The organism is Rahnella sp. AA, assembly GCF_002834385.1.
In the GTDB taxonomy this organism is placed as follows: domain Bacteria; phylum Pseudomonadota; class Gammaproteobacteria; order Enterobacterales; family Enterobacteriaceae; genus Rahnella.
The window spans coordinates 170,488-185,787 of sequence record NZ_PITQ01000008.1 but is presented as its reverse complement, the minus strand read 5'-3'; the positions used below and the strand labels follow the sequence as shown (position 1 = coordinate 185,787).

Sequence of the window (15,300 nt, the reverse complement as noted above, 5' to 3'; positions counted from 1 at the left end):
TTATTGCCCGATGTCAGCGATTACACCGCCTTAACGCTGGCATCGGGTAGTGTGTTGTACTTATAATTGGCGCGTTCAAAGCACACGCTGTGCTTGCCTTCCAACTTCCAATCAGGTCTTTAATTTTATGTCTGACAAATTCCATCAGTGTGTCATCGTGGGTATCGCTGGCGCATCTGCTTCGGGAAAAAGCCTCATCGCAAGCACTTTATACCGTGAACTTCGTGATCAGGTAGGTGATGAGCATATCGGGGTGATCCCGGAAGATTGCTACTATAAAGACCAGAGCCACATGACCATGGAAGAGCGGGTCAAAACCAACTACGACCATCCCAGTGCGATGGATCACAATTTATTGTTCCAGCACCTGCAGGCAATGAAGTCAGGCCAGGCGATTGAATTACCGAGCTACAGTTTTATTGAGCATACGCGGCTGCCTGAGACAGTGACGCTTAAGCCGAAAAAAGTCATTATTCTGGAAGGGATACTTCTGCTGACGGATGCGCGTCTGCGCCAGGAAATGAATTTCTCCATTTTCGTCGATACGCCTTTGGATATCTGCCTGATGCGCCGTATGAAGCGTGACGTTAATGAGCGTGGCCGTTCTATGGATTCCGTGATGGTGCAGTATCAGAAAACTGTCCGCCCGATGTTCCTGCAATTTATCGAACCTTCAAAACAATACGCAGACATCATTGTGCCGCGCGGCGGCAAAAACCGGATTGCGATTGATATTCTCAAGGCGAAAATCAGCCAGTTCTTCAATTAATTGCGGAACAATCCGTAGAAAATCACACCGGAGAGACGATGAGACTTTGCGACCGAGATATAGAGGCCTGGCTGGACAGCGGCAAATTAGGCATTTCACCCCGCCCGCCGGTTGAACGAATTAACGGTGCGACCGTGGATGTGCGTCTGGGGAACGGGTTTCGCGTTTTTCTGGGGCACAATGCCGGTTATATCGATCTGAGTGGCCCGAAAGACGAAGTCAGCGCAGCACTTGATAAAGTGATGAGTGATGAAATTGTTTTGCCGGAAGGCGAGGCCTTCTTCCTGCATCCGGGCGAACTGGCGCTGGCGGTAACGCTTGAATCGGTCACAATCCCGGATGATCTGGTGGGCTGGCTTGACGGGCGCTCCTCGCTGGCGCGTCTCGGCCTGATGGTGCATGTCACTGCACATCGCATCGATCCGGGCTGGCAGGGGCGTATTGTTCTCGAGTTCTATAATTCAGGTAAGTTGCCTCTGGCGCTGCGTCCGGGAATGCTGATTGGTGCGCTGAGTTTTGAGCCGTTGTCCGGTTCTGCGGCGCGCCCGTACAACAGCCGTCAGGACGCGAAATACCGCGACCAGCAGAGCGCGATTGCCAGCCGTATTGATAAAGACTGATTCTGTTTTTTATCCATTGTTTACGGATAAAAACGTGGGGAAGGCATGAGAAGACTACTGACAACACTGGTGATTTTACTGGTGGTTATCATTGCCGGCATGACTTCGCTGGTGTTTCTGATCAACCCGAATGATTTCCGCCAGTACATGGTGGAAAGGGTTGAGGTGAAAAGTGGCTATCATCTGGCCATTAATGGCTCTTTACGCTGGCATGTCTGGCCGCAGCTCAGCATCATTGCCGGGCAGACGTCACTGACGGCGCCGGGTGCCAAAGAGCCGGTCATCAGCGCTGAAAACATGCGGCTGGATGTCAAACTCTGGCCTCTCATTTCTCATCAACTCGCGGTGAAGCAGGTACTGCTGAAAAATGCAGTCATCCGGCTCACGCCGGATACGGAAGAGGATCAGCCTGATGCGCCTGTTGCCCCTTCCACGCCAACGCCCGTTGCTCCTGGGGCTTCTGAGCTTGAAGCAGGCTGGAAGTTTGATATTGATAAAATCAGTGTTGCAGACAGTTTGCTCATCTGGCAGCGCGGCGATGATGAGCAGATTAATGTGCGGGATATCAATCTGGAGATGGAAAAAAATGATAATCGCCAGGCGACTATCCAGCTTTCCAGCCGCATAAACCGCAATCAGCGTGACCTGGCATTCAGCATGAGTGCGGATCTGGATATGCAGCATTATCCGCAGGCTATTTCTGCCCATATCAGCAAGTTCAGTTATCAGCTTAACGGTGCGGATATTCCGGTTAAAGGCATTCAGGGTAACGGCTCAGTGCAGGCCAGCTACCAGCGCGATAATGATTCACTGACGCTCAGCCAGTTAGCATTGTCTGCTAATGATAACCAGCTCTCGGGCACCGCTTCTGCGACGCTGGGCTCGGACGTTGCGGATTACCAGCTGAACCTCACGGCGGACAAACTCGATCTTGATGCGCTCTCCGGCTGGCAGCCGAAAACGGCGGATAAAACCGCGGCCGTTTCTCAGGCAATCACGTCAGCGCCGGTCATTGCCCGCGATGTCGACGATCAGCCGAACGGGTTAAATACTTTACAGACGTTCAATGCACGACTGGCTCTGAATGTTGCGGATCTCACTTATCGCGGTATGAAAATCCACAATCTGGTATTGAACGCCGTCAACCAGCAAGGCCGGGTTGCTTTCCCGACGTTCACCGCTGGCATGGGGACAGGGAACTTCTCGCTGCCCGGCACGATGGATGTGACGGGCAATAAAATTAAGGTTCATCTTTCTCCGGACGTGAACAAAATTGAGCTGGGCGATCTGCTGACCGCTTACGGCTTACCGCAGGCACTGACCGGCAGCTTCTCAATGAAAGGGGATGTCAGCGGCGAAGGATTGTCTGCTGCTGATTTCGCGCGCCGCTGGCAGGGCGATGGTCAGCTTTCGATGGATAATGCCCACCTGAACGGCATGAATATTCAGCAACTGATCCAGCAGGCTATCAGCCGTAATACCAGCAATGTTCAGGGGCTTGAACAGTATGAGCATTACAGCCAGATAGATACGCTGAGAGCCGCAGGCCACCTGGAAACCGGGACGCTGGCACTGAATAACCTCGAAGGCCAGTCGCCAATGATTTCCGCAAAAGGTGATGGCACCATTGATCTGGCCGGACAGCTGGTTGACATGAACTTGCTGGTTCGCGTGACCGGCGGCTGGAGAGGTGACAGCGGCCTGATCAACACGCTTAAAGCGACGGACATTCCGCTGCGGGTGTATGGTCCGTGGTCTCAGCTGGGTTACCAGTTGCAGGTGGATCAGATTCTGAGGCGCTCACTTGAGCAAAGCGCCCGGAGCGCAATCCAGAACTGGGCGGATAAGCAGAAAAGCAGCAAAGAGGGCGGAGAAGTCCAAAAACTGCTGAATAAATAATTCCTGATTTTCGAAATACGGTTGAAACGGGGTGCACTGCAAAGGCACCCCGTTTGTTTTTCATCAGCCCGTGCTATCAGACTTCGTAATCATCTTCAGGCTCTCTGGCTGGGGGGGTAATTTTCACTTTCAAAATACGGTGACTGCTGACTTCAAGTGGCTCAAACAGATAATCGTTGATTGATATCTGTGCGCCGACCTGCGGAATGCTTTGAGTATATTCCATCAGCAAACCAGCCAGCGTGTGATATTCCCGCTTCTCATCAACCGGCAGCGAGATATACATCACCAGATCTTCGAGCGGCATATAGCCGTTGGCAATCCAGCTCCCGTCCTCCTGCTGCTGTATATCATGCCGTGCATCCGGTGTTTCATCCGATTCAGGCAGATTACCGGCGATGGTTTCCATCACATCTGTCAGGGTCACAATCCCTTCGACGGAGCCAAATTCATCCACAACAAAAGCAAAGTGTGTTTTTGCCTGCCGGAACTGCTCAAGCGCCATCAGCAATGAAAGTTGTTCCGGGAATATCAACGGCTGGCGGATCAGCGCCTTAAGATCCAGTTCATTTTGCACAAGTTGTTGTTTGAGCAAATCCACCACGTGAACAATCCCCAACGGTTCATCGGTAGAGCTGTCTTCTGTCACCAGAATGCGGGTGTGCTGATTGTCGGCTATCTGCTGTTTCAGAACCTCGATGGGATCGTTTAGCTCAAGATTATCGACGTCATGCCGGGATGTCATCACGCTGCTCACGGTGCGTTGCCCCAGCCCCAGCACACGTTCAATCATATGGCGCTCCTGCTGATTGAAAATGGCATCTTCTTCGTCCGAGCTGTCCGCAATCATATTTGAAGAGTGGGCGTCTAGCTCCGCTTCTTCATGTTTGCCGCGTAACACGCGCAAAACGGTTTCTGCTGTACGTTCACGTAAAGAACGGCGTGAGGATAAAAAGCGTTTCCGGTTAAATTGTGCCAGCTGATTCAGCCCCTCAATAATGACGGAGAAACCAATGGCGGCGTAAAGATAGCCTTTCGGAATGGCGTAGCCAAAGCCTTCGGCGACCAGACTGAACCCAATCATCAGCAGGAAGCTCAGACACAATATGACGATAGTCGGGTGTGCATTCACAAAGCGGGTCAGCGACTTGCTGGCCAGCAGCATCAGGCCAATGGCAATGCAGACTGCCGCCATCATCACGGCCAGGTGATCGACCATCCCAACTGCTGTGATCACGGAATCGAGTGAGAATACCGCATCGAGCACGACGATTTGGGCCACCACGGGCCAGAAGCGGGCGCCGCTTTGCTGGTGACTTTGCTCTTCATCTTTACCCTCCAGCCGTTCGTTCAGCTCCATCGTGGCTTTGAACAGCAGGAACACCCCCCCGGTAAGCATAATCATGTCGCGTGCGCTGAACGGATGTCCGAGCAACGTGATAAGAGGGCGGGTGAGGGTCGAGAGCCAGGAAATCGATGCGAGTAACAACAAACGCATTACTAATGCCAGCATTAAACCGGTCACACGGGCTTTGTCGCGCTGACGGCGTGGGAGCTTTTCCGCCAGGATGGCGATAAAAATAAGATTGTCTATCCCCAGGACAATTTCGAGAACAACCAGGGTTGCCAGCCCGGCCCAAATCGACGGATCGGCGATCCATTCCATATTGCGTTTTTCACCTTTAGTCACACGGCGGTTGCCGCAGGTTGAATAATGGGCGTCAGTGCCGGAAATTTCAAATTTAAAACAAGGCCCTGGCGTCATTAATTGCCTGCCAAACGGTCTGGCAGGGAAGGGCGGAACGGGGCGGTGTGAGGGTGATTTGGAAAGCAGCAACTTATGATTATAAAATCGCCGAACAGGTTCAACATTCCTAAAATTAAGCCTTTAGCTTACCGTTTAGTACGGCTTACTGGTATCGTAAAGGCATAGGCAAAATAGTGCCGGAGTCTGAAAGTCGGCAGTATGTTCTCCCTAAACGAAATGACAGGGACTATACTCACTGGAAGAAATAGCGTACCGGGAAAATAATTTGTTTTTAGAATTTCAGCTCAGTGAAGGCCGTGACATGTTTGGATTCTAACTGACTGAATTTACACACCAATAGGTTTCAAGGAGTATCCTTTACAATGTTAAAAGCTGTTATCCCTGTTGCCGGTCTGGGCACACGTATGTTGCCAGCGACGAAAGCCATTCCAAAAGAAATGCTGCCTATCGTCGATAAGCCTTTAATCCAGTACATTGTTAATGAATGTGCTGCCGCAGGCATCAAAGAAATTATTCTGGTCACGCATTCTTCAAAAAATGCGATTGAAAACCACTTCGATACCTCTTTCGAACTGGAAAGCATGCTGGAATCGCGCGTTAAACGTCAGTTGCTCGAAGAAGTGCAGTCTATCTGCCCGAAAGGTGTGACGATCATGAACGTGCGTCAGGGCCAGTCAAAAGGCCTGGGTCATGCCGTTCTGTGTGCTAAACCGCTGATCGGCAACTCGCCTTTTGCTGTTATTCTTCCGGATGTTCTGATGGATGAATCCACCAGCGATCTGCGCAAAGATAACCTTGCTGCGATGCTTCGCCGTTTCCAGGAAACAGGCAACAGCCAGGTTATGGTTGAAGAAGTTCCTCAGAAAGACGTGTCTAAATACGGTATCGTAAACTGCAACGGCGTTGAAGTTGAGCCGGGCGAAAGCGCACCGATGACCGCTATCGTTGAAAAACCTGAACTGAAAGACGCGCCTTCAAACCTCGCGGTTGTGGGTCGTTATGTATTGTCCGAAGCTATCTGGCCTCTGCTGGCAGTGACTCCGTACGGTGCAGGCAATGAAATTCAGCTCACCGACGCCATCGCAATGCTGATGAAAAAGAACACTGTTGAAGCATTCTCAATGACCGGACGTTCACATGACTGTGGCGATAAACTCGGTTATATGAAAGCCTTTGTTGAGTATGGCTTGCGTCACCCAACACAAGGTGAAGCTTTCTCTGAATGGCTTCAGTCTAACTACGACTGTAAAGCTTAAGCGATTGTAATAGCGCTGCGAAACCTAAAAAACCGGGTGTTATCTGACACCCGGTTTTTTGTGTAATTAAAAGCTCTTTTTCACCCGCAATGCTTGCATGTTACCGGTAAAGTGAAGCCGGCATTGAGAAGGGGAAGAGGGCCGGTAGCAGACCTTCGGAATCCGGGCATTTGTTATAGCTGCAATAGGTTCACCCTTTGCCATTCTCATGTACAATGCTTGTGTTCATTTGTATAGCTCAGTGCGGTTAAACTCACTGTTTACAGGGGTTTAGGTCAAAAACTGGGCGATCAACTATTTCAGACAGGAGTTGCTAATGTCCAAACAACAGATCGGCGTTGTCGGTATGGCGGTAATGGGCCGTAACCTCGCGCTTAACATCGAAAGCCGTGGTTATTCCGTTTCCATTTTTAACCGTTCAGGCGACAAGACTGATGAAGTCATCGCTGAAAATCCGGGTAAAAACCTCGTTCCGCACTACACCGTCGAAGAGTTTGTTGACTCGCTGGAAAAACCACGTCGTATCTTGCTGATGGTGAAAGCCGGTGAAGCAACTGACAAAACCATCGCATCCCTGACTCCGCATCTGGATAAAGGCGACATCCTGATCGATGGCGGCAACACCTACTATAAAGACACCATTCGCCGTAACCGCGAATTGTCTGAGCAGGGCTTTAACTTCATCGGCACCGGTGTTTCCGGTGGTGAAGAGGGTGCCCTGAAAGGCCCGTCAATCATGCCTGGCGGTCAGAAAGAAGCGTACGCACTGGTTGCGCCAATTCTTGAAAAAATCGCAGCACGTGCTGAAGATGGCGACGCTTGCGTAGCTTACATCGGTGCTGATGGCGCGGGTCACTACGTTAAGATGGTTCACAACGGTATCGAATATGGCGACATGCAGCTTATTGCTGAAGCGTATTCCCTGCTGAAACAGTCCCTGAATCTGAGCAACGAAGAGCTGGCTACCACCTTCGCGGAATGGAACAAAGGTGAACTGAGCAGCTACCTGATCGACATCACTAAAGACATCTTCACCAAGAAAGACGAAGAAGGTAAATACCTGGTCGACGTGATCCTGGATGAAGCCGCGAACAAAGGCACCGGTAAATGGACCAGCCAGAGCTCTCTGGATCTGGGCGAACCGCTGACTCTGATCACCGAGTCTGTGTTTGCACGTTACCTGTCTTCTCTGAAAGATCAGCGCGTTGCGGCTTCTAAAGTGTTGTCCGGCCCGGCAGTTAAGCCTTTCGCTGGCGACAAAGCTGAGTTCATCGAGAAAATTCGTCGTGCTCTGTATCTGGGTAAACTGGTTTCTTACGCGCAGGGCTTCTCACAGCTTAAAGCGGCTTCTGACGAGAACAACTGGAGCCTGAACTACGGCGAAATCGCGAAGATCTTCCGTGCTGGTTGTATTATCCGTGCTCAGTTCCTGCAGAAAATTACCGATGCTTACGCTGAAAACGCGTCCATCGCTAACCTGTTGCTGGCACCGTACTTCAAAAACATTGCTGACGAATATCAGCAAGCGCTGCGTGACGTGGTGTCTTATGCCGTTCAGAACGGTATCCCGACGCCAACCTTCTCTGCTGCGATCAACTACTATGACAGCTACCGTTCAGCGGTTCTGCCGGCTAACCTGATCCAGGCACAGCGTGACTACTTCGGTGCACATACTTACAAACGCACTGATAAAGACGGCGTATTCCACACCGAATGGTTGGATTAATCTGTTTAACGGTGTGCTGAAAAGTGCACCGTTGCTGACGTCATAAAAAAAGCCGCCGATGCATCTGCAAAGGCGGCTTTTTTACGCACGTACGATAGCGTTATTTCTTATGGCGCTGACGCAGATTCTCGATAACGGCGCTCAGGTTTAAATCCTGATCTTGTAATAACACCAGCAGGTGATACACCAGATCCGACGCTTCGTTTTTCAGCTCAAAGCGGTCGTTAACGGTTGCCGCCAGCGCGGTTTCCACGCCTTCTTCACCGACTTTTTGGGCAATACGCTTGGTGCCGCTGGCGTACAGTTTTGCCGTGTAGGAGCTTTCCGGATCGGCAGTTTTGCGCGATGCCAGCAGTTCTTCCAGCTGGTACAAGAATGCCCAGTCGGTTTCAGCGGGGTGGAAGCAGCTGTTATTGCCTTTGTGGCAGGTCGGGCCGACCGGATTGACCAGCACCAGCAACGTATCGTTGTCGCAGTCAGGCGTAATGCTCACGACATTGAGGTAGTTTTCAGAGGTCTCGCCTTTGGTCCATAAACGTTCTTTAGTGCGGGAATAGAACGTCACTTTACCGGAGGACTGCGTTACGCTCAGCGCCTCCTGATTCATATAACCGAGCATCAGCACTTCGCCAGAGACGGCGTGCTGGATGATGGCTGGCATCAGATTATCGACTTTTTCCCAGTCGAGCTGGCTGATTTGTTCTCCGGTCAGCAGACCGGTTTTAACTTCCTGATTACTCACAAGCGGATCTCCACGCCATTTTCAGCGAGATAGCTTTTCAGCTCGCCAATATTGATAATTTGTTTGTGGAACACCGAAGCGGCCAGTGCGCCATCCACGCCAGCCTCGCGAAACGCGTCGAGGAAGTGCGGCATTGTGCCTGCGCCGCCGGAAGCGATGAGCGGAACATGGCAAACTTCGCGGATCATCTTCAGCTGTTCCAGGTCGTAGCCGTTACGTACGCCGTCCTGATTCATCATGTTCAGCACGATTTCACCGGCGCCACGTTCCTGGACTTCTTTCACCCAGTCGATGGTCTGCCAGGTGGTGATTTTAGTCCGTGCTTCGTCGCCGGTAAATTGATGCGCCTGATAAGTCCCGGTCGCCGCATCATGCCAGGTATCGATACCCACCACGATGCACTGTACACCATAACGATCAGCCAGACGGCTGATCAGCGTCGGGTCAGCCAGTGCCGGTGAGTTAATGGAGATTTTATCTGCACCGAACTGCAAAATCCGGCCTGCATCTTCCAGGCTTTTGATGCCGCCAGCGACGCAGAAAGGAATGTCGATCACCTCTGCCACGCGCGATACCCAACTTTTATCGACTACGCGGCCATCGCTGGAGGCGGTGATATCGTAGAACACCAGTTCGTCGGCACCTTCTTCGGCGTAGCGTTTCGCCAGAGGAACGATATCGCCAATGATTTCGTGATTGCGGAACTGTACACCTTTGACGACCTGGCCATCTTTAACGTCGAGGCAGGGGATTATCCGTTTTGCCAGCATGAAATTGCCTCCGTCACATTAAATTTACCGTCGAGCAATGCACGCCCGACAATCACGCCTTCAACGCCGCTGTTGCGCAGTGCTGCGATATCATCGAGCGAACCAATACCGCCAGATGCCTGAAACGCCACCTGCGGATAACGCGCAGTCACTTCCCGGTACAGCTCAACGTTAGAACCGGCGAGTGTGCCATCGCGGGAAATATCGGTGCACAGCACATGTTTCAGGCCAAACGGCAGATACTGTTCGACTACCTGTTCCAGCGTTGCGTTGGAATTTTCCTGCCAGCCGCTGATCGCGACACTTTTGGTGCCTTCCGCGTCAATACGCACATCGAGCGCCAGAACCAGCGCATCAGCGCCGAAACGGCTGAACCAGCCCTGCACGGTTTGCGGATCTTTTACTGCTGTTGAACCGACGACCACGCGGGTTGCACCGGCATTCAGCAAAGCTTCAACGTCCTGTTCGGTGCGGATGCCGCCGCCGACCTGAACCGGCACGGAAACGCCAGCCAGTAATTTCTGCAATAAAGGGATCTGACGCGCAGCCGGATCTTTCGCACCGGTTAAATCCACCAGATGCAGAACTTGCGCGCCTTGCTGCTGGTAATCCTGCAAGCGAGGCAGCGGATCATTACCGTAGTCGCGCTGCTGGCCGTAATCGCCCTGATGCAAACGCACCACGCTGCCTTCGATCAAATCCAAAGCGGGAATAATCATGCTGTTTACATCTCCAGAAAGTTTTTCAGCAACAGTGCGCCTGCAGCACCGGAACGCTCGGGATGAAACTGCACACCGAAGAAATTGTCTTTTTGTACGGCGGCGCTGAAGGGCTCGCCGTAAAGCGTCTGAGCGATAGTGTTCTCGCATACCGGCATCGCGAACCCGTGGACAAAATAGAAGTAAGCATTTTCATCTATGCCGCGAAATAAACGGCTGTCAGCGTTTGCGATAACCTGATTCCAGCCCATATGCGGCAGAGGCAAACCGAGATCCTGCATGCGTTGTACCGGCGTTTCGATAATGCCCAGCGTATCAATGCCGCCGTTTTCTTCGCTGGAAGAGGCGAGAAGCTGCATACCCAGGCAAATACCCAGCACCGGCTGGGTACAGGCTTTAATCAGCTCAATCAGTTCACGTTGTTCAAGCTGTTCCATTGCGGCCTGCGCCGTGCCCACGCCTGGCAAAAACAATTTATCAGCGTGCAAAACAATCTCCGGATCGCGGCTTACGGCGGGCTCAAAACCCAGACGCTGTACGGCGTATTTCACGGAAGAAAGATTGGCACAGCCGGTATCGAGGATAACGACATTCATCACAGCACTCCTTTCGAGCTCGGCAGGGTGTTGCCCTCTACGCGGATGGCCTGACGCAACGTACGGCCAAAGACTTTGAACAGACTTTCGACGCGATGGTGATCGTTCTTGCCTTTAGTGCGCAGGTGCAGGGTGCAACCCATGGCATAAGACAGCGAACGGAAGAAGTGTTCCACCATCTCGGTACTCAGGTCGCCGACGCGCTGATAGTTAAATTCGGCTTTATACTCCAGGTGCGGGCGTCCGGAAATATCCAGCGCACAGCGTGCAAGGCATTCATCCATCGGCAGTACGAAACCGAAACGGCCAATGCCACGCTTATCACCCAGTGCTTTATTCAGGGCTTCGCCCAGCGCCAGCGCCGTGTCTTCCACGGTATGGTGATCATCAATATAAAGATCGCCTTTTACCTCGATGTTCATGCGAAAACCACCGTGGGTACAAATCTGATCCAGCATGTGGTCGAAGAAACCCACACCGGTGCGGATTTTGCTGCCGCCTTCGCGATCAAGCCAGACATCGACATCAATGGCAGTTTCACGGGTGACGCGATTCACGGCGGCATGACGGTCGCGGCGGGTCAGCTGTTCGGCAATGGCCGCCCAGTTGAGGGTATCGCGCTGGTAACGCAGACCGGCGATGCCCATATTGGCCGCCAGCTGAATATCGGTCTCACGGTCGCCAATCACATAGCTGTTGGCCGTGTCCAGCACGCCGCTTTCCAGATAAGCCTGCACCAGTTTGGTTTTTGGCTTACGGCAATCGCAGTGGTCAGCCGGCAGGTGCGGGCAGATCAGCACTTCATCGAAAACGATGCCCTGAGACGACAGGATCTGCATCATCAGGTTATGCGGTGGATCAAACGTTTCCTGCGGGAAGCTGGCGGTGCCCAGACCGTCCTGATTGGTGATCATCACCAGTTTGAAACCCGCAGTTTGCAGCGCGAGCAGGGCAGGGATGACACCCGGCTCCAGCGCCAGTTTGTCCAGACGATCAACCTGAAAATCCTCCGGTGGCTCGGAAATCAGGGTGCCGTCACGGTCGATAAACAGTACTTTTGGGGATGCAGGACTCAGGCTCACATGTGCTCCTTGCGGGGGGTATTTTGTTTTTCATTAACAGACATCGCGCTGGTACCCGGTAACGGTCGCAGGGCGTCAATCACGCGCTGCAATTCCTGGCGTGTGCCGATAGTAATACGTAAGCAGCCGGAAAGCCCCGGTTGTTTATTCTGATCGCGCAGGATAATGCCCTGATCCCAGAGGCTTTTGAATACGGAGCTTGAGGCACTAAAGCGGGCCAGAACATAGTTGGTGTCGCTGGCGAATGCTTCTTCAACACACGCGCAACTGGCCAGCTCTTCCATCAGCCAGTTGCGGTTTTCTGTCACTTCCGCCACGCGCTGACGCATTACCGCCAGCCCTTCCGGGCTCAGTGCCTGTGCGGCGATGTCCGCCACCGGTGTAGATAAAGGATAAGGCGCGATCACTTTCATCAACAAACCAATCAGTTCGCTGTTCGCTAAAGTGAAACCACAGCGCAGGCCCGCCAGCGCAAAGGCCTTAGACAGTGTGCGCAAAATAGCAAGATGCGGATACTCTTTCAGCCAGCCGGAAACGGTAGCCTGAGGGCAGAATTCGATATACGCCTCATCGACGGCCACAATCGCGCGACCACGTGTCATTTCCAGCACGGCGCGGATTTCTTGTGGATCGATAATATTACCGGTCGGATTATTCGGGCTGCACACATAGACCAGTTTTACGCCGTCGAGTGCGGCCTCAATGGCCGGAATATCCAGCGACCAGTCATCTCTGGCCGGAACGGTACGACCCTCAACGCCGATGGTTTCTGCACTGACGCTGTACATGCCATAAGTCGGCGGGCAGTAAAGGATGGCGTCTTTACCCGGCTCGCAGAAAGCACGGATCAAAAGCTCGATTCCCTCATCAGCCCCGCGACTGACCAGGACTTGTTCAGGATCCACACCGGCGTAGGCCGCGTAGCGGTTGATGACCAGTGCGGGCTGGCATTCCGGATAGCGGTTGAATGTCTGCTGCGTCAGCTCAAAGTGTGGCGCAAGGGCATATTCGTTGGCGTTCAGCCAGACATCACCATTCCCCCCCAGACGGCGGGCGGACTGATACGGCGTCAGATCCTGAACATTTTGACGTGCCAGCGCCTGAACGCTGAGATTCTTTTCATTACTCATCAACGTGGCTCCTTTAATGCATTCACCCGCAGGGTCACTGCATTTTTGTGTGCGGTCAGTTGTTCAGCCTGCGCCAGTGTTTCAATGGTACTGGCTAAACCCAGCAAACCTTCCGGCGTTAGCTGCTGAACGGTCATTCGTTTCTGGAAATCGGCCAGACCGAGGCTCGAACAGGTGGCGGTATAGCCGTAAGTGGGCAATACATGGTTGGTTCCGGAGGCGTAATCGCCTGCGGATTCCGGTGACCAGTCACCGAGAAACACCGAACCGGCGCTGGTAATTCGATCAACCAGCAATTCCGGCTCGCGGGTTTGCAGTATCAGGTGTTCCGGGCCGTAGGCGTTGCTGATTTCAATGCACTGGGCAAGATCTTTGGCGACAATCAGGCGGCTGCTGGCCAGTGCCTGACGGGCAATTTCGCTGCGTGATAGTGTCTGTAACTGGCGTTCAACAGCTTCACCGACGGCCTGCGCCATTTGCACATCCGGCGTCAGCAAAATAACCTGCGAATCCGGTCCGTGTTCCGCCTGTGACAGCAGATCAGATGCCACGAAATCTGGCGTTGCGCCGCTGTCGGCAACCACCAGTACTTCGGAAGGCCCGGCAGGCATATCGATGGCCGCCCCGTCCAGACGCTGGCTGACCTGACGTTTTGCTTCGGTGACATACGCATTGCCCGGCCCGAAAATTTTCGCCACACGCGGGACGGTTTCGGTGCCGAACGCCAGGGCGGCAATCGCCTGCGCACCGCCAAGCTGATAAACCTCTTCAACGCCACACAGTTGCGCAGCATACAAAATTTCATCGGCAATCGGCGGCGGCGAGCAGAGCACCACTTTCTGGCAACCGGCGATACGTGCCGGTGTCGCTAACATTAATACGGTTGATACCAGCGGCGCGGAACCGCCCGGAATGTACAGGCCGACGGACTGAATCGGACGGGTCAGTTGCTGACAACGGACACCCGGCTGCGTTTCGATATCCACTACGGCCAGTTTCTGCGCCTGATGGAAAGTGTCGATGTTACGCACCGCGTGCGCCATTGCCTGTTTTACGTCATCGCCTAAACGCGCCGCGGCTGCCGCGATTTGTTCCGCCGTTACGCGAAGATCCTGCACTTCTGTTTTATCAAAGCGGGCGCAAAACTCGCGCAGCGCGCTGTCACCTTCACTGCGGACACGACGCAAAATTTCGCTGACAGATTCGGTAATACGATCTGACGCCGAAATCGCAGGGCGGGTCAGCAGATCGCGACGTTGCTGCTCGTCGCATTGTTGCCAGTCAATCGGGGTAGTAAACGCGTCAGGCTTCATGGCATTACTCCATCATTTTTTCGATTGGCAGAACCAGAATGGAGCTGGCGCCCAGCGCTTTCAGTTTCTCCATGGTTTCCCAGAACAGGGTTTCACTGCTGACCATGTGCATCGCAACACGTTGCTGATCGCCTGCCAGCGGCAAAATGGTCGGACGTTCAGCGCCCGGCAGCAGGGCAACGATTTCGTCGAGACGCTCGCTTGGCGCGTGCAACATAATGTATTTGGATTCGCGGGCCTGAATCACACCCTGGATTCGGGTCATCATTTTGTCGATCAGCAGTTGTTTCGCCTGCGGCATCTCGCCGTCGCGCTGGATAAGGCAGGCTTTGGAACGGTAAATCACTTCGACTTCACGCAGACCGTTGGCCTCAAGCGTTGCGCCAGTGGACACCAGATCGCAGATGGCGTCAGAAAGGCCCGCACGAGGTGCGACTTCGACAGAGCCGTTCAGCAGACAGGATTTGAAATCGACGCCTTTTTTATCGAGGTATTGCTTGAGCAGGTGTGGATATGAGGTGGCGATACGGGCATTTTGCAGGCTTTGCGGGCCGGTGTATTCCGTATCCAGCGGCGTCGCCAGTGACAGACGGCAGCCACCGAAATCCAGACGACGCAGCGTGAAGTAACGCGGATCTTCCCCCTGAGCGCGGCGGCTCAGCAACTCTTCTTCCAGCACGTTCTCACCGATGATGCCCAGGTCAACTACGCCATCCATCACCAGCCCCGGAATATCGTCATCACGGACACGCAAGATGTCGATCGGCATGTTTTCTGCGAAAGCGATCAGGCGCTGTTCCTGCAGGTTGATTTTGATCCCGCAGCGCGCCAGCAGTTCGCGTGATTCATCGCTCAGGCGACCTGACTTCTGCATTGCTATCCGTAAACGTGTTTTATCCAGCATGATGAC

At 53.2% G+C, this 15,300-nt stretch carries 14 protein-coding genes; 5 read left to right on the top strand and 9 right to left on the bottom strand.

Annotated features, from left to right (window positions below; translation table 11 throughout):
- Positions 1–127: 127 nt before the first annotated feature.
- Genes udk through asmA form a run of 3 tightly spaced genes read left to right on the top strand, consistent with a single transcriptional unit; the run spans position 128 to position 3,288 of the window.
- Complete coding sequence (gene udk, locus CWS43_RS19210) at positions 128–769, top strand: uridine kinase (protein WP_101078682.1); 642 nt, start codon at positions 128–130, stop codon at positions 767–769.
- Between the two features lie 38 nt (positions 770–807).
- Positions 808–1,389, top strand: coding sequence for a dCTP deaminase (gene dcd, locus CWS43_RS19205; protein ID WP_101078681.1), 582 nt, complete (start codon positions 808–810; stop codon positions 1,387–1,389).
- Between the two features lie 45 nt (positions 1,390–1,434).
- Entirely contained in the window at positions 1,435–3,288 is a 1,854-nt protein-coding gene (asmA, locus tag CWS43_RS19200) for an outer membrane assembly protein AsmA (RefSeq protein WP_101078680.1), read from the top strand.
- A gap of 76 nt (positions 3,289–3,364) precedes the next feature.
- On the opposite strand, the gene CWS43_RS19195 is transcribed toward asmA, so the two are convergent.
- Positions 3,365–4,954 carry a TerC family protein gene (locus tag CWS43_RS19195; protein WP_101078787.1) on the bottom strand — a complete coding sequence of 530 codons (1,590 nt, stop codon included), beginning with the start codon at positions 4,952–4,954 and terminating at the stop codon, positions 3,365–3,367.
- 464 nt (positions 4,955–5,418) lie between these two features.
- On the opposite strand from CWS43_RS19195, the gene galU reads away from it, so the two are divergent.
- A complete protein-coding gene (galU, locus tag CWS43_RS19190) occupies positions 5,419–6,312 on the top strand; it encodes a UTP--glucose-1-phosphate uridylyltransferase GalU (RefSeq protein WP_101078679.1) in 894 nt (297 codons plus the stop codon).
- 316 nt (positions 6,313–6,628) lie between these two features.
- A complete protein-coding gene (gene gndA / locus CWS43_RS19185; protein WP_101078678.1) occupies positions 6,629–8,038 on the top strand; it encodes an NADP-dependent phosphogluconate dehydrogenase in 1,410 nt (469 codons plus the stop codon).
- A 100-nt stretch (positions 8,039–8,138) separates the two neighbouring features.
- Here gndA and hisIE read toward each other — a convergent pair whose 3' ends face one another.
- From hisIE to hisG, 8 genes are read right to left on the bottom strand one after another with little or no spacing between them, the layout of a single operon-like run.
- The gene (gene hisIE, locus CWS43_RS19180; RefSeq protein WP_101078786.1) at positions 8,139–8,753 is read right to left on the bottom strand and encodes a bifunctional phosphoribosyl-AMP cyclohydrolase/phosphoribosyl-ATP diphosphatase HisIE; all 615 of its coding nucleotides are present in this window, start codon (positions 8,751–8,753) and stop codon (positions 8,139–8,141) included.
- Between the two features lie 23 nt (positions 8,754–8,776).
- The gene (gene hisF / locus CWS43_RS19175; RefSeq protein WP_101078677.1) at positions 8,777–9,550 is read right to left on the bottom strand and encodes an imidazole glycerol phosphate synthase subunit HisF; all 774 of its coding nucleotides are present in this window, start codon (positions 9,548–9,550) and stop codon (positions 8,777–8,779) included.
- Positions 9,532–10,269, bottom strand: coding sequence for a 1-(5-phosphoribosyl)-5-[(5-phosphoribosylamino)methylideneamino]imidazole-4-carboxamide isomerase (gene hisA, locus CWS43_RS19170; RefSeq protein WP_101078676.1), 738 nt, complete (start codon positions 10,267–10,269; stop codon positions 9,532–9,534). The genes hisF and hisA overlap by 19 nt, the downstream gene beginning before the upstream one ends.
- A 5-nt stretch (positions 10,270–10,274) precedes the next feature.
- Positions 10,275–10,865, bottom strand: a complete 591-nt coding sequence (hisH, locus tag CWS43_RS19165) for an imidazole glycerol phosphate synthase subunit HisH (RefSeq protein WP_101078675.1) — start codon at positions 10,863–10,865, stop codon at positions 10,275–10,277.
- On the bottom strand, positions 10,865–11,947 hold the full coding sequence (gene hisB, locus CWS43_RS19160; RefSeq protein WP_101078674.1) for a bifunctional histidinol-phosphatase/imidazoleglycerol-phosphate dehydratase HisB: 1,083 nt from the start codon (positions 11,945–11,947) through the stop codon (positions 10,865–10,867). Before hisB ends, hisH begins: the two co-directional genes overlap by 1 nt.
- The gene (hisC, locus tag CWS43_RS19155) at positions 11,944–13,077 is read right to left on the bottom strand and encodes a histidinol-phosphate transaminase (RefSeq protein WP_101078673.1); all 1,134 of its coding nucleotides are present in this window, start codon (positions 13,075–13,077) and stop codon (positions 11,944–11,946) included. The genes hisB and hisC overlap by 4 nt, the downstream gene beginning before the upstream one ends.
- Positions 13,077–14,390, bottom strand: coding sequence for a histidinol dehydrogenase (gene hisD / locus CWS43_RS19150; protein ID WP_101078672.1), 1,314 nt, complete (start codon positions 14,388–14,390; stop codon positions 13,077–13,079). Before hisD ends, hisC begins: the two co-directional genes overlap by 1 nt.
- A gap of 4 nt (positions 14,391–14,394) precedes the next feature.
- Positions 14,395–15,294, bottom strand: a complete 900-nt coding sequence (gene hisG, locus CWS43_RS19145) for an ATP phosphoribosyltransferase (protein WP_101078671.1) — start codon at positions 15,292–15,294, stop codon at positions 14,395–14,397.
- Positions 15,295–15,300: the final 6 nt, after the last annotated feature.